This window comes from Streptomyces sp. NPDC047117, from assembly GCF_040643545.1.
Taxonomy (GTDB): Bacteria; Actinomycetota; Actinomycetes; order Streptomycetales; family Streptomycetaceae; genus Streptomyces.
Genome location: NZ_JBEYUN010000013.1, coordinates 1 through 22,273, shown reverse-complemented (window position 1 = coordinate 22,273; position 22,273 = coordinate 1). Strand labels below are relative to the sequence as shown.

The following is a 22,273-nucleotide window of genomic DNA, read 5'->3' as shown; positions in this document are numbered from 1 at the left end:
CCGGGAGGGGCGGTGCGCTTACGGCGGCGGACCGCCGGGGCGCGTCAGGCGCTGAGCGCGGCGAGGGCCTTGTTCAGCGTGCCGGACGGGCGCATGACGGCCGCGGCCTTCGCCGGGTCGGGCTGGTAGTAGCCGCCGATGTCGGCCGGCTTGCCCTGGACGGCGATCAGCTCGTCGACGATCGTCTGCTCCTGCTCGGCCAGCGTCGCGGCGAGGGCCGCGAACGCCTCGGCGAGCGGCGCGTCGTCGGTCTGCTCGGCCAGCTCCTGGGCCCAGTACAGGGCCAGGTAGAAGTGGCTGCCGCGGTTGTCGATACCGCCGAGCTTGCGGCTGGGCGACTTGTTCTCGGCCAGGAACGTGCCGGTGGCGCGGTCCAGCGTGTCGGCGAGGATCTGGGCGCGCGCGTTGTCGGTCTTCTGCGCGAGGTGCTCGAAGCTCACCGCGAGCGCGAGGAACTCACCCAGGCTGTCCCAGCGCAGGTAGTTCTCCTTGACCAGCTGCTGGACGTGCTTGGGCGCGGAGCCGCCGGCACCGGTCTCGAAGAGACCGCCGCCGTTGATGAGCGGCACGACCGAGAGCATCTTGGCGCTGGTGCCCAGCTCCAGGATCGGGAACAGGTCGGTGAGGTAGTCACGCAGCACGTTGCCGGTCACCGAGATGGTGTTCTCGCCGCGGCGGATGCGCTCCACCGAGAACTTCGTGGCCTCGACCGGGGACATGATCTCGATCTGCAGGCCCTCGGTGTCGTGCTCCGGGAGGTACTGCTTGACCTTGGCGATCAGGTTCGCGTCGTGCGCACGGCCCTCGTCCAGCCAGAACACGGCCGGGTCGCCGGTGGCGCGGGCGCGGGTGACGGCCAGCTTGACCCAGTCGCGGATCGGCACGTCCTTGGTCTGGCAGGCGCGGAAGATGTCGCCGGCGCTGACCGTCTGCTCCAGCAGCGCGGTGCCGTTGCCGTCCACGACGCGCACGGTGCCGGTGGCGGGGACCTCGAAGGTCTTGTCGTGGCTGCCGTACTCCTCGGCCTTCTGCGCCATCAGGCCGACGTTCGGCACCGAGCCCATGGTCGAGGGGTCGTACGCGCCGTTCGCCCGGCAGTCGTCGATGACGGCCTGGTAGATGCCGGCGTACGAGCTGTCCGGGATGACCGCGAGCGCGTCCTGCTCCTGGTCGTCCTTGTTCCACATGTGGCCCGAGGTGCGGATCATGGCCGGCATGGAGGCGTCGACGATGACGTCGCTGGGGACGTGCAGGTTGGTGATGCCGCGGTGGGAGTCGACCATGGCCAGGTCCGGGCCCTCGGCGAGCTCGGCGTCGAAGGAGGCCTTGATCTCCTCGCCCTGGGGCAGCGCCTCCAGGCCCTTCCAGATGCCGCCGAGACCGTCGTTCGGGGTCAGGCCCGCACCGGCGAGCACGTCCGCGTACTTCGCGAAGGTCTTCGGGAAGAAGGCGCGCACCACGTGGCCGAAGATGATCGGGTCGGAGACCTTCATCATGGTGGCCTTGAGGTGCACCGAGAACAGCACGCCCTCGGCCTTGGCGCGGGCGACCTGCTCCTTGAGGAACTCGCGCAGCGCACCGACGCGCATGACGGAGGCGTCCACGACCTCGCCGGCCAGCACCGGTACCGACTCGCGCAGCACGGTGGTGGAGCCGTCGTCACCGACCAGCTCGATCTTCAGCGCGCCGTCCTCGGCGATGACGACGGACTTCTCGGTGGAGCGGAAGTCGTCGCCGGTCATGTGCGCGACGTTCGTCTTGGAGTCGGCGGACCAGGCGCCCATGCGGTGCGGGTTGGCCTTGGCGTAGTTCTTGACCGACGCGGGGGCGCGGCGGTCGGAGTTGCCCTCGCGCAGGACCGGGTTGACGGCCGAGCCCTTGACCTTGTCGTAGCGGGCGCGGATGTCGCGCTCCTCGTCGGTCTTCGGGTCGTCCGGGTAGTCCGGCAGCGCGTAACCCTGCTCCTGCAGCTCGGCGACGGCCGCCTTGAGCTGCGGGATCGAGGCCGAGATGTTCGGCAGCTTGATGATGTTCGCCTCGGGCGTCTTCGCCAGCTCGCCGAGCTCGGCCAGCGCGTCGTCGATGCGCTGGTCCTCCCGAAGACGCTCGGGGAAGCTGGCGATGATCCGGCCCGCCAGCGAGATGTCACGGCTCTCCACGGCGACACCGGCCGTCGAGGCGTAGGCCTCGATCACCGGCATGAAGGAATACGTCGCCAGGGCCGGGGCCTCGTCGGTGTGCGTATAGATGATGGTCGAGTCAGTCACCGGTGCTCCGCTCCACGTCTGCAACATTGCTCGACATCAAGATATCTCGTGACGGGCCCCCGCTCGACAGGGCCCTGCCCGTGCGGCGACGGAAGGCCGCCTTCCGCACGCGCCTCACTCCCCCGCCGGCCCCGCCTCCCCCGCCAGCCTGCCGCGCACCCGCTCCACCACGTCGTAGTACCGCGCCTCGGAGCCGTACCGCGTGGGGGTGTAGTACCGCTTGCCGTGCACCTCGTCCGGCGCGTACTGCTGGGCCGCGATGCCGCCGGGGAGGTCGTGCGGGTACTGGTAGCCCTTGCCGTGGCCGAGCTTCTTCGCGCCCTGGTAGTGGCTGTCGCGGAGATGCGGCGGCACCGGCCCCGCGAGTCCGGCCCGCACGTCCGCCAGCGCCGCGTCGATGGCCATGTACGCCGCGTTGGACTTCGGCGCGAGCGCCAGCGCGATCGTCGCCTGGCCGAGCGTGATCCGCGCCTCGGGGAAGCCGATCATGGCCACCGCCTGCGCTGCCGCCACGGCCGTCTGCAGCGCCGAGGGGTCGGCCAGCCCGATGTCCTCGCTCGCGGAGATCATCAGCCGCCGGGCGATGAACCGCGGGTCCTCGCCCGCCTCGATCATCCGGGCCAGATAGTGCAGCGCCGCGTCCACGTCCGAGCCGCGGATGGACTTGATCAGCGCGCTGGCCACGTCGTAGTGCTGGTCACCGGCCCGGTCGTACTTCACGGCCGCCCGGTCGACGGACTCCTCGAGCGTCTGGAGGGAGATCTCCTTCTCTCCCTTGGAGATCGCCGAGCCCGCGCCGGCCTCCAGGGCCGTCAGCGCCCGGCGCGCGTCCCCGCCCGCGATGCGCAGCAGATGCGCCTCGGTGTCCTCGGGCAGCGTCACCGCGCCCGCCAGCCCCCGCGCGTCGGTCAGCGCGCGCTTCAGCAGCCCCCGCAGGTCGTCGTCGGTCAGCGGCTCCAGCGTGAGGAGCAGCGAGCGGGAGAGCAGCGGGGAGATCACCGAGAAGTACGGATTCTCGGTGGTCGCGGCGATGAGCGTGACCCAGCGGTTCTCCACCGCCGGGAGCAGGGAGTCCTGCTGAGCCTTGCTGAAGCGGTGGATCTCGTCCAGGAAGAGGACGGTCTCCTTGCCGTACCCGCCGGAGGCGCGGCGGGCGCCGTCGATGACGGAGCGCACCTCCTTCACCCCCGCGGTGATCGCGGAGAGCTCCACGAAGCGCTTGTTGGTCGCCTGGCTGACGACGTACGCGAGGGTGGTCTTGCCGATGCCGGGCGGGCCCCACAGGAACACCGAGGACGGCCCCGCCGGGCCGCCCTCCCCCTCGCCCACCAGCCGCCGCAGCGGCGATCCGGGCTTCAGCAGATGCTGCTGGCCGACCACCTCGTCCAGGGTGCGCGGGCGCATCCGTACGGCGAGCGGGGACCCCGCGGGGTCCTTCTCCTGGCGGTCTTCGGCAGCGGCGGTGAACAGGTCGGGCTCCACGCTTCCGAGCCTATGTCACCGGACTGACAACGCCTCCGGGCCCCGGCCTCCGGGACGGCCCCGGCTCAGAGCAGCGTGCTCCAGTACTGCGTCCACCAGCGCGTGAGGACGAGCAGCGCGATCACGCCGTACCAGAGCACCGGGACGACCCAGTGGAACTCCAGGACCGCGTTGCGCAGGCCCGCGGGCGCCTTGATGATGCCGTGCTTGATGTTGTGCACGGTCGTGTACCAGAACATCAGGACCGTCACGAGCCAGGTGAGCGTGCACCACAGGCACAGCGAGTTGATGACGTACAGCGACTGGCTCATCAGCCACATGCAGAAGACCGTGCCGAGCAGCGTGCCGACGTTCAGGCCGATCCAGTACCAGGCCTTGAAGCGGGCACCGGCGAGCACGGCCACGCCGATCGCCATGACGACGCCGAAGCCGACGAGCCCCGCCATCGGGTTCGGGAAGCCGAAGACCCCGGCCTGCGCGCTCTTCATGATGTTGCCGCAGGAGATGATCGGGTTGATGCTGCAGGCCGGCTTGAAGGTCGGGTCCTCCAGCAGCTTGAACTTGTCGAGGGTGATGACCCAGGCGGCAAGCAGGCCGAGCGCGCTGGTGATCACCAGGAGCAGCGCGAAGGGGCGACCCGCTCCGATGGTGCCGTCGCCGTCCGTACGGCCGTGGTCGGTGGTGGACACGTCATCAAGCGTAGTCGTCGTCATATCGCCGTTCCGTCGGTCCCTTGGTGAATCCGCCCGTTCGAGCCTCACATTGTGCCCCACCCGGTGCACCGGGCACCGTTCGCTGCGCATAAAACCGAACGCCTGCGAATGCCCTTCCGGCCCATGACGAAGGGCCCGGCGACCATCCGGTCCCGGGCCCTTCGCACAGAAAAACGAGGGGTCAGCCACCCAGCTTCCGCCGGACCTCCTCGACCACCGCGTCCAGCGCGACCGGCGCCTGCTCGCCGCTCTCCAGGTCCTTGAGCTGGACCACGCCCTCGGCGAGATCACGCTCGCCCGCCACGATCGCCAGGCGCGCGCCCGAGCGGTTGGCGGACTTCATGGCGTTCTTCAGGCCCTTGCCGCCGTACGCGAAGTCGGTCGCGAGACCGGCCCGGCGCAGCTCGGTGACCGTGCCGAAGAGCACCCGGCGGGCCTCCTCGCCCAGCGGCACCGCGAAGACGGCGGTGCTGGCCGGGATCTCCAGCTCCACGCCCTCGGCCTCCAGCGCCAGGACCGTACGGTCCACGCCGAGCGCCCAGCCGACGGACGGCAGCGCGGGGCCGCCGATCATCTCCGACAGGCCGTCGTACCGGCCGCCGCCGCCCACCGCGGACTGCGAGCCGAGCCCGTCGTGGACGAACTCGAAGGTGGTACGGGTGTAGTAGTCCAGGCCGCGCACCAGCTTGGGGTCGTCCTCGTAGGCCACGCCCGCCGCGGTCAGCAGCTCGCGCACCTGCTCGTGGTACGCCTTGCAGTTCTCGCAGAGGTGGTCGCGCAGCAGGGGCGCGCCGGTCAGCTGCTTCTGCACGTCCGGGCGCTTGTCGTCCAGGACCCGCAGCGGGTTGATCTCGATCCGGCGGCGGGTGTCCTCGTCCAGGTCCAGGGCGCGCAGGAAGTCCTGCAGCGCGGCCCGGTAGGCGGGGCGGCACTCCGCGTCGCCGAGGCTGTTGAGCAGGATGCGGAAGTTCTTCAGGCCCAGCGAGCGGTACGCGTCGTTCGCCAGGATGATCAGCTCGGCGTCCAGCGCCGGGTCCTCGGCACCGATGGCCTCCGCACCGACCTGCGAGAAGTGCCGGTAGCGGCCCTTCTGCGGGCGCTCGTAGCGGTAGTACGAGCCGCTGTACCAGAGCTTGACGGGGAGGTTGCCGGACTTGTGGAGGTTGGCCTCCAGCGCGGCGCGCAGCACGGAGGCGGTGCCCTCGGGGCGCAGCGCGAGCTTGTCGCCGCCCTTGGTCTCGAAGGCGTACATCTCCTTGGTGACGATGTCGGTGGACTCGCCGACGCCGCGCGCGAACAGCTCGACGTTCTCGAAGCCGGGCGTCTCGATGTAGCCGTAGCCGGACCGCTTGAGCGGGCCGGAGATCGCGTCACGGACCGCCAGGTAGGTCGCGGACTGCGGCGGGATCAGGTCGTAGGTGCCCTTGGGGGCCTTGAAGGTGCTCACGGAAGCTTTCGTCACATTCCTCGTCGCGGAGCCGGGCTCTGGGGGCCCGTTCCGAGGCCGGCGGCCACTTCCCGCAGGAAGGGGTTGGTGGCGCGCTCCTGGCCGATGGTGGTCTGGGGGCCGTGTCCCGACAGCACCACGGTCGAGTCGTCCAGCGGGAGGCATACGCGCTCCAGCGACCGGAGGATCTCGGCGTGGGAGCCGCCGGGCATGTCGGTGCGTCCGATGGAGCCGGCGAAGAGCAGGTCGCCCGAGAAGAAGACCGGCGGGATGTCGGCCTGCTCGGGCATCCTGAAGGTCACCGACCCCTTGGTATGGCCCGGCGCATGGGAGACCCCGAATTCCATTCCGGCCAGCTCCAGCGTGCCGCCGTCCGCCAGCTCCTTGACGTCGTCCGGCTCACCGATGGTCAGCTCGCCCATCAGCTGCTGCCCGATGGAACGGCCCAGCGCCTTCTCCGGGTCGCTCATCATGTAGCGGTCCTCGGGGTGGATCCAGGCGGGGACGTCGTGCGCGCCGCAGACCGGCACCACCGAGGCGACATGGTCGATGTGGCCGTGGGTGAGGACGACGGCGACGGGCTTGAGGCGATGCTTCTTCACCGCTTCCTCGACCCCTCGGGCGGCCTGGTGGCCCGGATCGATGATCACGCACTCCTCACCCGCGGCGGGGGCGACCAAGTAGCAATTGGTGCCCCAGGCCCCGGCGGGGAACCCGGCAATCAGCACGTTCGTCCTTCTATCGTCCGGCGGACAGATCCTGACGGGCCCCGGCATGCGGCCCTGGCGGATCTCACAGAAACATGCTGCAAGATCTCTGCTGTTCAGAGCCTACCGGCGGGACTCCCGCAGGAGCGAACCCGTATACGGTACGGCCACGGCAGAGCACACAGACCAAGGAGACGGCCTGGTGGTCAAGGGGGATCAGCGGCGCAAGCAGCTCGCGCGCCAGAAGTACGAGCGGCAGGCCCAGCGGCGGGTCGAGAACCGGCGCAAGACCAAGCGCCGCAACGTCGTCATCGCGTCGGCACTCGCGGTGGTGCTGGCCGCCGGCGCGACGGTGTACGCGACGGCGGGCCTGGTCGGCGCGGACAACGGGAACGACGCGAACGCGGCGGCCGACCGGCCGAAGGACCCGTGCGCCGCGCCCGCCAAGGGCAAGCCGTCCGAAAAGCAGTGGAAGAAGGAGCCGGAGCTGACGGTGGACACCGCCGCTTCGTACACCGCCGAGCTCGCCACCACCTGCGGTGACATCACCCTGAAGCTGGACGCGAAGAAGGCCCCGCACACGGTCAACTCGTTCGACTTCCTGGCGGGCGAGAAGTACTTCGACCACAGCAAGTGCCACCGCCTGGTGGACGACGGCCTCCACGTCCTGCAGTGCGGCGACCCCACGGGCACCGGCCAGGGCACCCCCGGCTACACCATCCCGGACGAGAACCTGAAGGACTCGCGGCTCAAGGGCAACGTCTACCCGGCCGGCACGGTCGCGATGGCCAACCGGTACGACGGGCAGAGCGAGAAGACCCGGGACACCGGCGGCAGCCAGTTCTTCCTGGTCTTCCAGGACAGCGAGCTGCCGCCCAACTACACGCCGTTCGGCACCATCACCCAGGGGATGGACGTCCTGAAGAAGATCGCGAAGGCCGGCTCCACGCCCGACCCGCAGACCGGCAACACCGCGCCGAACGCCACCGTCGTCATCGACCGCGCCCGCGTCACGAAGACCTGACGTACTCCGGCCATCCTTGCCTGGACCACGGAATTTCGGTCGTGCGGGATGCGGACAGCCGGGCCGCCGGTCGCCTAGATTGGCGTTGGGTAGGGTGCCTGCTCCGACGGCTGCCACCTTCACCCGCAAGAACAGTCCGTCGGACCGGCCGGGGCGCAGTCCCGCCGGACAGAAACTGTGGACGATGCCCGGGGCCTCCGCGTCCCGCCGGCATCATGTGGAGGAGGCGCTGTGAGCAGCGACCCATGGGGCCGCGTCGATGAGACGGGGACCGTGTACGTGCGTACCGCCGACGGCGAGCAGGTCGTCGGATCGTGGCAGGCGGGATCTCCCGAGGAGGCCCTCGCCTACTTCGAGCGCAAGTATGAGGGCCTGGTCGTCGAGATCGGCCTCCTCGAACGACGGGTCAAGACCACCGACCTGTCGGCCAAGGACGCCATGACCGCCATCGACCACCTGCGCCAGCAGGTGGACGAGCACCACGCGGTGGGCGACCTTGATGCCCTGCGCAAGCGCCTGGACGCGCTCGTGCAGACGGTCGAGGCCCGCCGCGAGGAGCGCAAGGTGGCCAAGGCCCGGCAGGCGGACGAGGCCAGGACGGCGAAGGAGAAGCTGGTCGCCGAGGCCGAGGAGCTGGCGGCGAGCGAGCAGTGGCGGGCGGCCGGCGAGCGGCTCCGTGCCCTGGTCGACACCTGGAAGGGGCTGCCGCGGCTGGACCGCAAGTCCGACGACGAGCTGTGGCACCGCTTCTCGCACGCCCGGTCGGCGTTCTCCAAGCGGCGCAAGGCGCATTTCGCGTCGCTGGACGCGCAGCGCGAGCAGGCCCGGCAGACCAAGGAGAAGCTGGTCGCGGACGCCGAGGCGCTGTCGAACTCCACGGACTGGGGCCCCACCGCCGCCCGGTACCGCGAGCTGATGCAGGAGTGGAAGGCCGCGGGCCGCGCCCAGCGCGAGCACGAGGACGACCTGTGGAACCGCTTCCGCGGCGCCCAGGACGTGTTCTTCCAGGCCCGCAGCGAGGTCTTCGCGGAGCGGGACGCCGAGCAGCGGGAGAACCTCACCCGCAAGGAGGAGCTGGCCGTCGAGGCCGAGAAGCTGCTCCCGGTCTCGGATCTCAAGGCCGCGCGGGCCGCGTTCCGTTCGATCAACGAGCGGTGGGAGGCCGTCGGCCACGTGCCGCGGGACGCCCGCCCGAAGATCGAGGGCCGGATGCACGCCGTCGAGCGCGCCATCCAGGAGGCCGAGGAGGCCGAGTGGCGGCGGACCAACCCCGAGGCGCGGGCGCGTGCCGCGGGGCTGACCGGCCAGCTCCAGGACGCCGTCGACAAGCTCCAGAAGCAGATCGACACGGCCCGTGCGGCGGGCAACGACGCCAAGGCCGACAAGCTCGCCCGTGAGCTGGAGGGCCGCCAGGCCCTGCTGGACCAGGCCCAGAAGGGCCTCCAGGAGTTCGGCGGATAGGTCGAAGCGAAACGCACGCGAGGAGGGCCCCGGTACGCGGTACCGGGGCCCTCCTCGTCGTGTACGGCGGCTAGTTGGGCCGGCGGGCCGAGGTGACGCGGTAGACGTCGTAGACGCCCTCCACGCCCCGTACCGCCTTCAGGACGTGCCCGAGGTGCTTGGGGTCGCCCATCTCGAAGGTGAAGCGGGAGGTGGCCACCCGGTCACGGGAGGTCTGCACGGCCGCCGACAGGATGTTGACGTGCTGGTCGGACAGGACCCGCGTGACGTCCGAGAGGAGCCGGGAACGGTCCAGCGCCTCCACCTGGATCGCGACCAGGAAGACCGAGGACTGGGTCGGCGCCCACTCGACCTCCAGGATCCGCTCCGGCTGTTTGGACAGCGAGTCGACGTTGACGCAGTCGGCGCGGTGCACCGAGACGCCGGAGCCGCGGGTGACGAAGCCGATGATCGGGTCGCCCGGCACCGGCGTACAGCAGCGCGCGAGCTTGACCCAGACGTCCTCGACGCCCTTGACGACCACGCCCGGGTCCGCGCTGGAGCGCCGCTTGGAGCGGCGGATCGGCGTGGACTCGGCGATGTCCTCGGTGGCCTCGTCCTGGCCGCCGAGCGCCTGCACCAGCTTCTGCACGACGGACTGCGCGGTGACGTGCCCCTCGCCGATCGCGGCGTACAGCGACGAGATGTCCGGATACCGCATCTCGTGCGCGAGCGTGACCAGGGAGTCGCCGGTCAGGATGCGCTGGATCGGCAGGTTCTGCTTGCGCATGGCCCGCGCGATGGCGTCCTTGCCCTGCTCGATCGCCTCGTCGCGGCGCTCCTTGGAGAACCAGGCGCGGATCTTGTTGCGGGCCCGCGGCGACTTGACGAAGCCGAGCCAGTCCCGGGAGGGGCCGGCGCCCGGCGCCTTGGAGGTGAAGACCTCCACCAGGTCGCCGTTGTCCAGGGTCGATTCCAGCGGCACCAGGCGGCCGTTGACGCGCGCGCCTATCGTGCGGTGGCCGACCTCGGTGTGCACGGCGTATGCGAAGTCCACCGGGGTGGCACCGGCCGGCAGCGCTATGACATCGCCCTTGGGGGTGAAGACGAAGACCTCGTTGCGGGACAGGTCGAAGCGGAGCGACTCCAGGAACTCGCCCGGGTCCTCGGTCTCCTTCTGCCAGTCCAGCAACTGCCGCAGCCACGCCATGTCGTTGACCGCGTCGTCCTTGCCGGCCTTGCCCTTGGGCACGTCCGTACGCACCTTGGAGGCGCCGGCGACGGCCTCCTGCTTGTACTTCCAGTGCGCGGCGATGCCGTACTCGGCGCGGCGGTGCATGTCGAACGTACGGATCTGGAGCTCGACGGGCTTGCCGTTCGGGCCGATGACCGTCGTGTGCAGCGACTGGTACATGTTGAACTTGGGCATCGCGATGTAGTCCTTGAACCGGCCGGGGACCGGATTCCATCGCGCGTGCACGGTACCGAGGGCGGCGTAACAGTCGCGCACGGTGTCGACAAGTACACGAATACCCACCAGGTCGTAGATCTCCGCGAAGTCCCGGCCGCGGACGATCATCTTCTGGTAGACGCTGTAGTAGTGCTTGGGCCGTCCCGTGACGGTGGCCTTGATGCGCGCCGAGCGGAGATCCGCCTGGACCTCGTCGGTGACTATGGCCAGGTACTCGTCGCGCTTGGGCGCCCGCTCGGCGACCAGCCGCACGATCTCGTCGTACATCTTGGGGTAGAGGATCGCGAAGGCGAGGTCCTCCAGCTCCCACTTGATGGTGTTCATGCCCAGCCGGTGCGCCAGCGGGGCGTAGATCTCCAGCGTCTCGCGGGCCTTCTTCTCCTGCTTCTCCCGCTTGAGGTAGCGCATCGTGCGCATGTTGTGCAGCCGGTCGGCGAGCTTGATCACCAGGACCCGGGGGTCCTTGGCCATCGCCACGACCATCTTGCGCACCGTCTCGGCCTGCGCGGCCTCGCCGAACTTGACCTTGTCCAGCTTGGTGACGCCGTCCACCAGCAGCGCGACCTGGTCGCCGAAGTCCCGGCGGAGGGTGTCCAGGCCGTACTCGGTGTCCTCGACCGTGTCGTGCAGCAGGCCCGCCATCAGCGTGGCCGGGTCCATGCCCAGCTCCGCGAGGATGGTCGTGACGGCGAGCGGGTGCGTGATGTACGGGTCGCCGCTCTTGCGCTTCTGGCCGCGGTGCCAGCGCTCGGCGACCTGGTAGGCCCGTTCGACCTGGCGCAGCGTGGCCGTCTCGATCTTGGGGTCGTTGCTCCGCACGATGCGCAGCAGCGGCTCCAGCACCGGGTTGTACGGGCTCTGGCGCTGCACGCCGAGCCGGGCCAGGCGGGCCCTCACCCGGTTGGACGAACCGGACCGGCTGCCGGACTGGCCGGTGTACCCCGGCGGCAGCGGCTTGGGGGCCGAGGGCGGCGGGGTGGGCTTGGGCGCCGGGTCGGCGGGCCGGGCAGCCGTCGGGCCGGGCCCTGCCGGTGCTTCCTTCCCGCCGTTCTTCGACGCGTCCGCGGTGCCGCCCGCGGGCCGGTCGTCCGGATGCGCGGCGGCGCCGCCCCCCGGCGTGCGGGGGGAGAGCGGCTGGGCCTCGTCTGGCAAGAGCAACTCCTCGCTGGGACCTTTTCCACCGGCGAACGGGCGGAAAAGAGCGGTGCCGGACCACCGGTCCACGGAGTGGCCGGGCTGCCATGGTATCCATGCCGGCAGCCGCGGCTCCTCCGCGGGCCGGTGCTCCTGTGGACACAGCAAAAGGGCATCCGCATTTATGCCGGATGCCCTTTTACCTGCACTTTGCTTGGCTTTCGAGCGTCGGACACGGCCGGCGGCCACGTCCCCGGGGCCGCGCGGCCCCCGCCTCAGACCGTGATCAGCGCCTCCAGCGGGGCCCCGTCCAGGCCGGCCGCCAGCCTCTCGCGACCGTCCAGGAAGCCCAGCTCCAGCAGGACCGCCACACCCGCGACCTCGGCGCCGGACCGGCGGATCAGGGTCAGCGAGGCATCGGCCGTACCGCCCGTGGCCAGCACGTCGTCGATCACCAGCACCCGGTCCCCCGGGCCCAGCGCATCGGCCTGGATCTCGACCGTGGCGTGGCCGTACTCCAGCGCGTAGCTCTGGCCGAGGGTCGCCCCGGGGAGCTTGCCGGCCTTGCGTACGGGCACGAAGCCGACGCCCGCCTTCACCGCGACCGGCGCCGCCAGGATGAACCCGCGGGCCTCCAGCGCCACGATCTTCGTCGCGCCGAACTCGTCGCAGACCCCGGCCAGCGCGTCGGTCAGCCGCCCGAAGGCGGCCGGATCGGCCAGCAGCGGGGTGATGTCCTTGAAGACCACGCCCGCCTGCGGGTAGTCCGGCACGTCGGCGATCCTGCTGAGCAGCAGCTCCCGCAGCTCCGTGGGGGCGGTCATCGGCGCTTCCCCGACGGACGGCCACGGCCGCGGCCGCGGGAGTCGGACCGACCGGCCGCCGAGCTGCCGGCCGCCGCCGGGTCACCGGCGCCGTCCTGCGGCTCCTCGCCGGCCTCCGCCGCGCCCTCGGCCGCCCCCTCCTGGGAGTCGGCCTTGGCCGCCACCGCGGAACGCTTGCTGCGGACCCGGCGAGCGAGCGCCTTCATCTGCGGCTCACGGCCCTTGAGGTCGGCGACCAGCGGGGTGGCGATGAAGATCGAGCTGTACGCACCGGCCGCCAGACCCACGAACAGGGCGAGCGAGATGTCGTTCAGCATGCCCGCGCCCAGGAAGCCACCGCCCACGAAGAGCAGACCGGCCACCGGGAGCAGCGCCACGACCGTGGTGTTGATCGACCGGACCAGCGTGGAGTTGATCGAGCGGTTGGCGACCTCGCCGTAGGTGTACCGGGACTGCTTGGTGATGCCCCGCGACGCCTCCTTGAGGCTGTCGAAGACCACCACCGTGTCGTACAGCGAGTAACCGAGGATGGTCAGCAGACCGATGACCGTACCCGGTGTGACCTCGAAGCCGACCAGTGCGTACACACCGACCGTGATCGTGAGGTCGTGGATCAGCGCGATCAGGGCCGCCAGCGCCATCCGCCACTCGAAGGCGATGGCGAGGTAGATGACCACGAGGACCATGAAGATCCCCAGGCCCAGCCAGGCCTTGTTCGCGATCTCCTCGCCCCAGCTCGGGCCGACCAGCTGGGTGTTGACGTCCTTGACCGGGACGTTCAGGTCCTTGGCCAGCTCTTCCTGGACCGGCACGGCCTCCTTGGTGTCCAGCTCGCTGATCTGGATCCGCAGGCCGCCGTTGCCGAGCTTCTGGACCACGGCCTGGTGGCCGTTGGAGGCGGACTCGGCATGGTGCTGGGCCTGGCTCGCCGACACGGTGGTCTTCGGGGTGGTGAAGACCGCGCCGCCGGAGAACTCGATGCCCATGTTCAGGCCGCGCACCGCGAGGCCCACGATCGCCAGGATGGTGATCAGGATCGAGACGGAGTACCAGATCTTGCGCTTGCCGATGAAGTCGTAGCCGACCTCGCCGCGGTACAGCCGGGCGCCGATGTTGCCGAGCTTGGACATCTCACGCCTCCTTCGTCTCGATGGGGGCGGAGGTGCGCCGGCCGCGGCGCAGCGGCGGCTTCGCACCGAGGCGCGTGGGATCCAGACCCGACCACGGGTGCCCGGAGTAGAAGAACTTCCGCCGGGCCAGCAGCGTCATCAGCGGCTTGGTGAAGAAGAAGACCACCACGACGTCCAGCAGGGTCGTCAGGCCGAGGGTGAACGCGAAGCCCTGGACCTTGCCGACCGTGACGATGAAGAGCACCGCCGCGGCCAGGAACGACACGAAGTCCGAGACCAGGATCGTGCGCCGGGCACGCGGCCAGGCCCGCTCGACGGACGGCCGCAGCGTACGGCCCTCCCGGATCTCGTCCCGGATGCGTTCGAAGTACACGATGAAGGAGTCGGCGGTGATACCGATCGCCACGATCGCACCACAGACCGCCGGCAGGTTCAGCGCGAACCCGATGGCTGGGCCGAGCAGGGTCATCAGCGTGTACGTCAGCACCGCCGAGACCACGAGGCTGGCCAGCGCCACCAGGGACAGGCCGCGGTAGTACGCGATGAGGTAGATGATGACCAGCGCGAGGCCGATGGCGCCCGCGATCAGGCCGGCGTTCAGCTGCTCGCCACCGAGCGCCGCGGTCACGGTGGTCTCGTCCGCGATCTTGAAGGAGAGCGGCAGCGCACCGTAGGACAGCATGTTCCCCAGGTCCTCGGCGGACTGCTGGGTGAAGCCGCCGGTGATCTGGGCGTTGCCGCCCGCGATCGCGCTGCTCACCTGCGGGGCCGAGACGACCTCGCCGTCCAGGGTGATCGCGAACTGGTTCTGCGGCGGGGCCTTGGTGGCGATGTCACCGGTCACGTCGGCGAACTTCTTGCCGCCGGCGGAGGTGAAGTTCATCTGGACGAGCCAGCCCTGGCCGCCCTGCTGGTCGAAGGTGGCCTTCGCGTCGTCCACGTCCGTGCCCTCGACCTTGACCGGCCCGAGCACGTACTTGGTCTTGCCGTCGTCCTCACAGGCCACGATCGAGTCGCTGGGCTTGGCCCGCGCGGCCTGCTCGGCTGCCTCCGAACGGCTCGCCTTCGTGGAACAGTCCAGCGCCGCGAGCTTCTTCTGCAGCGCCGCGGGGATGTCCGCACCCTGGGGCTGCTGCTGGGCCGGCGGCGCGCTGGGTGTCTTGGTGGCGGGCGGCGTGGCCGAGCCCGAGGGGGCGTCGTCCTTCTTCAGCGCGTCACTGACGGCCCGGCCCTGGGTGGTGGGCTTGCCGGAGGGGGCGCCCGAAGCGGAGCTGCCGCCGTCGCCCTTCTCCTTCTCGCCGCTGCCGGCCTTGGGGCTCTCGGAGGCACCCGGCGTGGGCGTCTTCGTCCCGGCCGCGGCCGTCAGCACCGTACGGAAGCCGAGCTGGGCGGTGGTGCCCACCTGCTGGCGGGCCTGCTTCGCGTCCGTCCCCTTGGGGATGTTCACGATGATGTGGTTGGTGCCCTGCGTCTGGACCTCGGCCTCGGAGACACCGAGACCGTTGACCCGGCGCTCGATGATTCCCGACGCGGTCTTCATGTTGGTCTCGTTGATCGCGTTGGGCTTGCCCGGCATGTTCTGGGCTTCCAGCGTGAAGCTCGTACCACCCGCGAGGTCGATGCCCAGCCGCGGAGTCATCGTGCCGGAGTAGAACATCCCCCCGACCAGCGCCGCGATGACGACCAGGATCAGGACCAGGGCGCGCCCCGGCCTGCCCTGGGTCGCAGGCGACCTTCGGCCCTTGTTCGGTGCTGCCACCTTCTCGTATCTCCCTGTCCAACCGCCCGAGTCAGGTCAGTGCCGGACGGCCACGAAGTCTTGTGGGGACGTGCCCCCGCCGGAGCCTAGACGGTCCAGGAACCGCGGTGCACCGCGCTCGGCGCGCACCGCGGTTCCCTGAGAGGCGGGCCTACTTCGCGTCGGCGCCGCCGTCCTTCTTGGCGTCCTTGGGCTCGTCGGCCTTGGCGTCGGCGTCCTCGGCCGGGGCCGCGTCGGCCTTCGGCTCGTCGGCGTCGGCCTCGGCGGCCTTCTCCGCGGGAGCTTCCTTGCCCAGGTCGATCTTCTCGCCGGCGTCACCCTTCTCGGTGGTGTCGTCGTCGGCGGCGTTGACGGCGGAGGCGCCGGTCAGGGAAGAAACGTCGTCCGGAACGACGGTGCCCTTCTCGGCGCCGTCGATGATGCGGTTGTACTCGTCGTCGGGCAGCACGGCGCCGACGGCGTTCTTCGCGTACAGCGCGTGCACGCCGGGCGCGACCTCCAGGAGGACCGAGTCGTCGTGGATCTCCTTGACGGTGGCGTACATGCCCCCGATCGTGCGGACGCCGGTGCCGGGCTGCATTTCATTCCGCATCTGCACTGCCGCCTGCTGCTTCTTCTTGGCGGAGCGCGTCATCAGGAACATGGCCCCGATGAGCACGATGAACGGGAGGAGAGTCATGATATTCACGGGACGGACATTCCTTCGCACGACCGCGAGGCGCGGCCTGGTATACGGGGGTTGGTATGCCGGACCGTACGGACGGCATCGGCGGAGTCTAAGCGAGTCCGCACCAGTGGAACAACGCCCAGCATCCCACCGCAGTTCCTGACCCGGCGAGTCCCCGCGCCGTCACGCCCCGAACAGCCCCTGCTGTCCGTTTCCGCCCGTCATCTGCTGCGGTGGCACCAGCCCCATGTGCGTCCATGCGGCGGGGGTGGCGATGCGGCCCCGGGGGGTACGCGCGAGCAGGCCCTCACGGACGAGGAACGGCTCCGCGACCTCCTCGACCGTCTCACGCTCCTCCCCCACGGCCACCGCCAGGGTCGACAGGCCCACCGGTCCGCCGCTGAACAGCTTGAGCAGCGCCGTGAGCACCGCACGGTCCAGCCGGTCCAGGCCGCGCTGGTCGACCTCGTACACGTCCAGGGCCTGCGCCGCGATCTCCCGGGTGATCAGGCCGTCCGCCTTGACCTGCGCGTAGTCCCGTACGCGGCGCAGCAGACGGTTGGCGATACGGGGCGTACCGCGCGACCGCCCGGCGATCTCGGCGGCGCCCTCGGCCTCTATCTCGACATCCAGCAGGCCCGCCGAACGGTGGATGACCCGCTCCAGCTCGACCGGCGCGTAGAACTCCATGTGCCCCGTGAACCCGAAGCGGTCGCGGAGCGGCGGCGGCAGCAGGCCGGCCCGCGTCGTGGCCCCGACCAGCGTGAACGGCGGCAGCTCCAGCGGAATGGCGGTCGCGCCCGGCCCCTTGCCGACGATCACGTCGACCCGGAAGTCCTCCATCGCCATGTACAGCATTTCCTCGGCGGGCCGCGACATCCGGTGGATCTCGTCGAGGAAGAGCACCTCGCCCTCCTGGAGCGAGGAGAGGATGGCGGCCAGGTCGCCGGCGTGCTGGATGGCGGGGCCCGAGGTAATCCGGATCGGGGCGCCCATCTCCGCCGCGATGATCATCGACAGGGTGGTCTTGCCGAGCCCCGGAGCGCCGGAGAGCAGCACGTGGTCGGCGGTGGCGCCGCGCGCCCGGGCCGCCCGCAGCACCAGGTCCAGCTGCTCGCGCACCCGCTCCTGGCCGACGAACTCCTCCAGGTCCTTCGGGCGCAGCGCGGCCTCGACGGCGGTGTCCTCACCGTCGGCGTCCGCGCCCACCAGCCGGTCGGCGCCGCCCGGCTGCAGGCCGGGGTCCTGTCCGTCCGCGGTGTCGGTGCTGTCGTCCCAGTTCACTGCGTACTGCCTCGCGTCGTCGGTGGGTGAAGTGCCGGATCGTAGGGGTACCCGGTCGGGCGGCCGGTCAGCGCGCCCGGTTCAGCGACTGCAGCGCCGCCTTCAGGAGCTGCGAGACCTGCGGGGTACCGCCGTCCGCCACGGCCGCATCGGCCTGCGGGGCGACCGCACCGACCGCCTCGTCGGCCTCGCGGGTGGCGTACCCGAGGCCGATCAGCGCGGCGTGCAGCTGGTCCCGCCAGCCGGCCGTGACCGGGCTGCCGATCGCGGGCCCGGCGCTGCCGAGCGGCTCGCCGAGGCGGTCCTTCAGCTCCAGCAGCAGCTTCTGCGCGCCCTTCTTGCCGATGCCGGGCACGGCGGTGAGCGCCTTCTCGTCGCCCGTGGAGACCGCGCGGCGCAGCGCGTCCGGGGAGTGCACCGCGAGCATGGCCTGGGCCAGCCGCGGCCCGACGCCGCTCGCCGTCTGCAGCAGCTCGAAGGTCTGCCGCTCGTCGTCGTCCGCGAAGCCGTACAGCGTGAGGCTGTCCTCCCGTACGACGAGGGAGGTGGCGAGCCGGGTCTGCTCCCCCATGCGCAGCCCCGACAGGGTGCCGGGGGTGCACTGGACGGCCATGCCGATGCCGCCGACCTCGACGACGGCGGCGTCGGGGGCGAGGGCCGCGACCGGGCCGGAAACGAAGGCGATCATGACGTGCCCTTCGGGATACGGGTGGTGCTGCGTACGGGGGCGGGGGTGCGGGAGGCCCCGGCGGGGCGCTCGGGAGCGGAGGCGCGTGGCGTACCGGCGGCGGGGCGTGCGGGACCGGCGGCGCGCTCCTGGGCCGCGGCGCGGCTCGTGCCCGCGGGGCGTGCGGGGGCCGGGGTGCGCCGGGGCGCGGTCCGGGCCTGCGCCTGGGCCTGGGCCTGCTGAAGCCGGTTGACGGCGGGGGCGCGCCAGATGTGGCAGATGGCCAGCGCCAGCGCGTCCGCGGCGTCGGCCGGCTTCGGGGGCGCCGACAGCCGCAGCAGCCGGGTCACCATGGCGCCGACCTGGGCCTTGTCTGCGCGGCCCGAGCCGGTGACGGCGGCCTTGACCTCGCTGGGGGTGTGCAGCGCGACGGGCAGTCCGCGCCGGGCCGCACACAGCATGGCCACCGCGCTGGCCTGGGCCGTTCCCATGACCGTACGGACGTTGTGCTGACTGAAGACGCGCTCCACGGCGACGTACTCGGGGCGGTGCTCGTCGAGCCACTCGTCGATGCCGCGCTCGATGAGGACGAGGCGGTGCGCGATGTCGGCGTCGGCGGGGGTACGGACCACCCCGACGCCGACCATCGTCAGCGGCCGTCCGGCCACGCCGTCGACCACACCCACACCGCAGCGCGTCAGCCCCGGGTCCACGCCCAGCACCTTCACGAGTGATCCCCTCCCCTCATGCCGCGCTGTCGCCACCGCCGCCGTACCGTTTCGTCCCTCCACCCCCACCACGGGGGAGCGGAGATCCCCTGCTCAGCACAGTATCGGGTGGCACTGACAACGCGTGACGGGCCGGCAGGGCGTGTTCCCTGCCGGCCCGTCACGTCAGCCGATACACAGCCGTCAGTCAGTACCGCGACCGAGCGTGGCTTACGCGGCCGCGTCCGGCGCTTACGCGTCCGCGTCCACCTTGGCCATGACCTCGTCCGAGACGTCGAAGTTGGCGAAGACGTTCTGGACGTCGTCGCTGTCCTCCAGCGCGTCGATCAGCTTGAAGATCTTCTTCGCGCCTTCCTCGTCCAGCTCGACCTGCATGGTCGGGACGAAGTTGGTGTCGGCCGAGTCGTAGTCGATGCCGGCCTCCTGCAGCGCGGTACGGACCGCGACCACGTCGGTGGCCTCGCTGAGCACCTCGAAGGACTCACCGAGGTCGTTGACCTCCTCGGCACCCGCGTCCAGGACCGCGGCCAGCACGTCGTCCTCGGTCAGCTCGGCCTTGGGGACGATGACGACGCCCTTGCGGTTGAACAGGTAGGACACCGAACCCGGGTCGGCCATCGAGCCGCCGTTGCGGGTCATGGCGACGCGCACGTCCGAGGCGGCACGGTTGCGGTTGTCGGTGAGGCACTCGATGAGCACCGCGACACCGTTCGGGCCGTAACCCTCGTACATGATCGTCTCGTAGTCGGCGCCGCCGGCCTCGAGGCCGCCGCCGCGCTTGACCGCGGAGTCGATGTTCTTGTTCGGGACCGACTGCTTCTTCGCCTTCTGGATGGCGTCGTAGAGGGTCGGGTTGCCCTCGATGTCGACGCCGCCCATGCGCGCCGCGACCTCGATGTTCTTGATCAGCTTCGCGAAGAGCTTGCCGCGCTTGGCATCGATCACGGCCTTCTTGTGCTTCGTCGTAGCCCATTTAGAGTGGCCGGACATCCGCCTGTCTCCTTCGCGTAACCAACTTCTGAAAACGAACGCCCTAGATCCTACCCAGACGCCGTCACGCCGCCCGACGCACCATGTCCACGAAGAACGCGTGGACCCGGTGGTCGCCGGTGAGCTCCGGATGGAAGGACGTGGCGAGGACGTTACCGTGCCGGACGGCCACCATGTGACCGCCGTGCTCGGCCAGTACCTCGACCTCGGCGCCGACCGACTCGACCCAGGGCGCGCGGATGAAGACGCCCTCGACCGGTCCGCCGTCGATCCCGGCGACGTCGACGGCCGCCTCGAAGGACTCGTTCTGCCGCCCGAAGGCGTTACGGCGCACGATCATGTCGACGCCGCCGAACGTCTCCTGGTCGTCCCGGCCGTCCAGGATCTTCTCCGCGACCATGATCATGCCCGCGCAGGTGCCGTAGACCGGCTTGCCCGCGCGGATGAAGGCGCGCAGCGGCTCCAGCATGCCGAAGATGCCCGCCAGCTTGGACATGGTGGTGGACTCGCCGCCGGGGATGACCAGGCCGTCGATGCCGTCCAGTTCCTCGGCGCGGCGCACCGGGCGCGCCAGGGCGTCGGCGGTCGCGAGCGCCGTGAGGTGCTCGCGAACGTCGCCCTGGAGCGCCAGCACGCCGATGGTGGGAGTGCGGTCACTCATGCACCGGCCTCGCTTCGCTCGCTCGTGTACGTACTCACCGGCTCCTGGCTCACCAGCCGCGGTTGGCGTACCGCTCCGCCTCGGGGAGGGTGTCGCAGTTGATGCCGACCATGGCCTCGCCCAGGTCACGGGAGGCGTCCGCGATGACCTTCGGGTCGTCGTAGAAGGTGGTGGCCTTCACGATCGCGGCGGCACGCTTGGCGGGGTCGCCGGACTTGAAGATGCCGGAGCCGACGAAGACGCCCTCGGCGCCGAGCTGGCGCATCAGCGCGGCGTCGGCGGGGGTGGCGACGCCACCGGCGGAGAAGAGGACGACGGGCAGCTTGCCCAGCTCCGCGACCTCCTTGACCAGCTCGTACGGGGCGCGCAGCTCCTTGGCGGCGGCGAACAGCTCGTTGTTGTCGCAGCCGCGCAGCTTGGCGATCTCGCCCTTGATCTGGCGGAGGTGGCGGACGGCCTCGACGACGTTGCCGGTGCCGGCCTCGCCCTTGGAGCGGATCATGGCCGCGCCCTCGGCGATGCGGCGCAGGGCCTCACCGAGGTTGGTGGCGCCGCAGACGAAGGGGGTGGTGAAGGCCCACTTGTCGGAGTGGTTGACCTCGTCGGCGGGGGTGAGGACCTCGGACTCGTCGATGTAGTCCACGCCGAGGGACTGGAGGACCTGGGCCTCGACGAAGTGGCCGATGCGGGACTTGGCCATGACGGGGATGGAGACGGCGTTGATGATGCCGTCGATCATGTCCGGGTCGGACATCCGCGCCACGCCGCCGTCCTTGCGGATGTCCGCGGGGACGCGCTCCAGGGCCATGACCGCGACGGCGCCGGCGTCCTCGGCGATCTTCGCCTCTTCCGGCGTGACGACGTCCATGATCACGCCGCCCTTGAGCTGCTCGGCCATGCCGCGCTTGACGCGGGCGGTACCGGTCTCCGGGGTCTGGGGCGTGGTGGGCGTGGTGGACACGATTGACCTCACTAAGTGCGGGTGGTTGCGCTGCTGCACCTAGAGAACCGTTTGTGTACGGCAGGTGAAAAGGGCCAATTGCAGGGCGGTGGCTCTTGGCGGCCCCACCAGGGGTTCCGTACGGACCCGCGCCGGTGCGGCGCTCAGGCCGCCGCGCGTTCCCCCAGTGCCGCCGGGGCCTCGTCGTCCATCTCGAACGCCATCGGGAACGGGGCGTGGCCCGCGAGGCGGAACCAGCGTACGACGCGGTGCCGGCGGACGGCGCGGGCCGCGCGCACGGCGTCGTTGTGGAAGCGGCGGGCCATGGGGACGCGCCGCACGGCCGCGTTCAGTTCCGTGAGCGTCTGCTCGCCGCCGGGGGCCTCCCGTACGGCGTCGGCCTGTTCGGCCTCGTCAAAGACCGCGCGCAGCGCCTGGCTGAGCGCGCTCTCGGCGACCTCCCGCTGGTCCGCCTCGGCCTGCCGTGCCTCGTGCGCGGCCTGGTACAGCACGATCGAGGCGGCGGGGTCGAGGACGCCGGACGTACCGAGCTCCTGCGCGACGGACGCGCGCCGGAGCAGCTGCGCGTCCAGCGCGGCGCGGGCGGCGTCGATGCGCGCGTGCAGTCGGTCCAGCCTGCCGGCTGTCCAGCTGAGGTACACGCCGATGACGACGAGGGCCACGACGACCCAGATGAGTGTGGTCACGGGGCGTCACGTTACCGGGCCTCGCGGGGGCGGCTGTGCCGGCGGGGGCGGGGCACGTACGTTGCCAGGTGCGGCGCGGTTCGCCTGCGGCGGGGTGCCCGTACGTTGCCGGGTGCGGCGCCGTTTCGCCTGCGGCGGGCATTGCCGCTGCGCGGGGCTTGGCGTCACGGGGCCGGGCCTCCGCGGGTGGGGTACCGGACTGCTTCGCTTTACGTCCGGTACCCCACCCGC

The 22,273-nt window shown here is 70.7% G+C and carries 19 protein-coding genes; 2 read left to right on the top strand and 17 right to left on the bottom strand.

The annotated features are described in order from the left end of the window. Positions 1–44: 44 nt before the first annotated feature. From ABZ840_RS24200 to ABZ840_RS24180, 5 genes are all read right to left on the bottom strand, one after another. A complete protein-coding gene (locus ABZ840_RS24200; RefSeq protein ID WP_361562207.1) occupies positions 45–2,267 on the bottom strand; it encodes an NADP-dependent isocitrate dehydrogenase in 2,223 nt (740 codons plus the stop codon). Positions 2,268–2,381: 114 nt separating this feature from the next. Continuing rightward, positions 2,382–3,749, bottom strand: a complete 1,368-nt coding sequence (locus ABZ840_RS24195) for a replication-associated recombination protein A (protein WP_361562206.1) — start codon at positions 3,747–3,749, stop codon at positions 2,382–2,384. A gap of 65 nt (positions 3,750–3,814) precedes the next feature. After that, a complete protein-coding gene (locus ABZ840_RS24190; protein ID WP_361562205.1) occupies positions 3,815–4,462 on the bottom strand; it encodes a vitamin K epoxide reductase family protein in 648 nt (215 codons plus the stop codon). Positions 4,463–4,643: 181 nt separating this feature from the next. Next, positions 4,644–5,909, bottom strand: a complete 1,266-nt coding sequence (gene hisS / locus ABZ840_RS24185) for a histidine--tRNA ligase (protein WP_361562204.1) — start codon at positions 5,907–5,909, stop codon at positions 4,644–4,646. Between the two features lie 11 nt (positions 5,910–5,920). Next, the gene (locus ABZ840_RS24180) at positions 5,921–6,637 is read right to left on the bottom strand and encodes an MBL fold metallo-hydrolase (protein ID WP_361562203.1); all 717 of its coding nucleotides are present in this window, start codon (positions 6,635–6,637) and stop codon (positions 5,921–5,923) included. A gap of 181 nt (positions 6,638–6,818) precedes the next feature. Between ABZ840_RS24180 and ABZ840_RS24175 the strand changes: the two genes are divergently transcribed. Continuing rightward, a complete protein-coding gene (locus ABZ840_RS24175) occupies positions 6,819–7,640 on the top strand; it encodes a peptidylprolyl isomerase (RefSeq protein ID WP_361562202.1) in 822 nt (273 codons plus the stop codon). A gap of 231 nt (positions 7,641–7,871) precedes the next feature. Continuing rightward, a complete protein-coding gene (locus tag ABZ840_RS24170; RefSeq protein WP_361562201.1) occupies positions 7,872–9,101 on the top strand; it encodes a DUF349 domain-containing protein in 1,230 nt (409 codons plus the stop codon). A 70-nt stretch (positions 9,102–9,171) separates the two neighbouring features. Here the strand turns inward: ABZ840_RS24170 and ABZ840_RS24165 are convergent, their stop codons facing one another. The 12 genes from ABZ840_RS24165 to ABZ840_RS24110 form a co-directional block, all read right to left on the bottom strand. Further along, positions 9,172–11,703, bottom strand: coding sequence for a bifunctional (p)ppGpp synthetase/guanosine-3',5'-bis(diphosphate) 3'-pyrophosphohydrolase (locus tag ABZ840_RS24165; protein WP_361562200.1), 2,532 nt, complete (start codon positions 11,701–11,703; stop codon positions 9,172–9,174). Between the two features lie 257 nt (positions 11,704–11,960). Next, positions 11,961–12,509: an adenine phosphoribosyltransferase gene (locus ABZ840_RS24160; RefSeq protein WP_361562199.1), complete on the bottom strand. Its 549-nt coding sequence runs from the start codon at positions 12,507–12,509 to the stop codon at positions 11,961–11,963. Further along, the gene (secF, locus tag ABZ840_RS24155; RefSeq protein ID WP_361562198.1) at positions 12,506–13,639 is read right to left on the bottom strand and encodes a protein translocase subunit SecF; all 1,134 of its coding nucleotides are present in this window, start codon (positions 13,637–13,639) and stop codon (positions 12,506–12,508) included. Before secF ends, ABZ840_RS24160 begins: the two co-directional genes overlap by 4 nt. A 1-nt stretch (position 13,640) precedes the next feature. Then, on the bottom strand, positions 13,641–15,398 hold the full coding sequence (secD, locus tag ABZ840_RS24150; protein ID WP_361562197.1) for a protein translocase subunit SecD: 1,758 nt from the start codon (positions 15,396–15,398) through the stop codon (positions 13,641–13,643). A 151-nt stretch (positions 15,399–15,549) separates the two neighbouring features. Next, positions 15,550–16,086, bottom strand: a complete 537-nt coding sequence (gene yajC, locus ABZ840_RS24145) for a preprotein translocase subunit YajC (protein WP_361562196.1) — start codon at positions 16,084–16,086, stop codon at positions 15,550–15,552. 162 nt (positions 16,087–16,248) lie between these two features. Continuing rightward, positions 16,249–17,301 carry a Holliday junction branch migration DNA helicase RuvB gene (gene ruvB / locus ABZ840_RS24140; protein ID WP_361562514.1) on the bottom strand — a complete coding sequence of 351 codons (1,053 nt, stop codon included), beginning with the start codon at positions 17,299–17,301 and terminating at the stop codon, positions 16,249–16,251. 115 nt (positions 17,302–17,416) lie between these two features. Next, positions 17,417–18,037 carry a Holliday junction branch migration protein RuvA gene (gene ruvA, locus ABZ840_RS24135; RefSeq protein WP_361562195.1) on the bottom strand — a complete coding sequence of 207 codons (621 nt, stop codon included), beginning with the start codon at positions 18,035–18,037 and terminating at the stop codon, positions 17,417–17,419. Beyond that, the gene (gene ruvC, locus ABZ840_RS24130; protein ID WP_361562194.1) at positions 18,034–18,744 is read right to left on the bottom strand and encodes a crossover junction endodeoxyribonuclease RuvC; all 711 of its coding nucleotides are present in this window, start codon (positions 18,742–18,744) and stop codon (positions 18,034–18,036) included. The genes ruvA and ruvC overlap by 4 nt, the downstream gene beginning before the upstream one ends. A gap of 231 nt (positions 18,745–18,975) precedes the next feature. After that, positions 18,976–19,734, bottom strand: coding sequence for a YebC/PmpR family DNA-binding transcriptional regulator (locus tag ABZ840_RS24125; protein ID WP_361562193.1), 759 nt, complete (start codon positions 19,732–19,734; stop codon positions 18,976–18,978). 64 nt (positions 19,735–19,798) lie between these two features. Beyond that, on the bottom strand, positions 19,799–20,395 hold the full coding sequence (gene pdxT / locus ABZ840_RS24120; protein WP_361562192.1) for a pyridoxal 5'-phosphate synthase glutaminase subunit PdxT: 597 nt from the start codon (positions 20,393–20,395) through the stop codon (positions 19,799–19,801). A 49-nt stretch (positions 20,396–20,444) separates the two neighbouring features. Next, the gene (pdxS, locus tag ABZ840_RS24115; protein WP_361562191.1) at positions 20,445–21,356 is read right to left on the bottom strand and encodes a pyridoxal 5'-phosphate synthase lyase subunit PdxS; all 912 of its coding nucleotides are present in this window, start codon (positions 21,354–21,356) and stop codon (positions 20,445–20,447) included. 143 nt (positions 21,357–21,499) lie between these two features. Next, positions 21,500–22,042: a hypothetical protein gene (locus tag ABZ840_RS24110; protein ID WP_361562190.1), complete on the bottom strand. Its 543-nt coding sequence runs from the start codon at positions 22,040–22,042 to the stop codon at positions 21,500–21,502. Positions 22,043–22,273 lie beyond the last annotated feature (231 nt).

Excerpts from the sequence above, each read along its gene's own strand:
- secF (WP_361562198.1), bottom strand. The coding sequence starts at position 13,639 with ATGTCCAAGCTCGGCAACATCGGCGCCCGGCTGTACCGCGGCGAGGTC.
- ABZ840_RS24125 (WP_361562193.1), bottom strand. The coding sequence starts at position 19,734 with ATGTCCGGCCACTCTAAATGGGCTACGACGAAGCACAAGAAGGCCGTG.
- pdxT (WP_361562192.1), bottom strand. The coding sequence starts at position 20,395 with ATGAGTGACCGCACTCCCACCATCGGCGTGCTGGCGCTCCAGGGCGAC.
- ABZ840_RS24160 (WP_361562199.1), bottom strand. The coding sequence starts at position 12,509 with ATGACCGCCCCCACGGAGCTGCGGGAGCTGCTGCTCAGCAGGATCGCC.
- ruvA (WP_361562195.1), bottom strand. The coding sequence starts at position 18,037 with ATGATCGCCTTCGTTTCCGGCCCGGTCGCGGCCCTCGCCCCCGACGCC.
- ABZ840_RS24190 (WP_361562205.1), bottom strand. The coding sequence starts at position 4,462 with ATGACGACGACTACGCTTGATGACGTGTCCACCACCGACCACGGCCGT.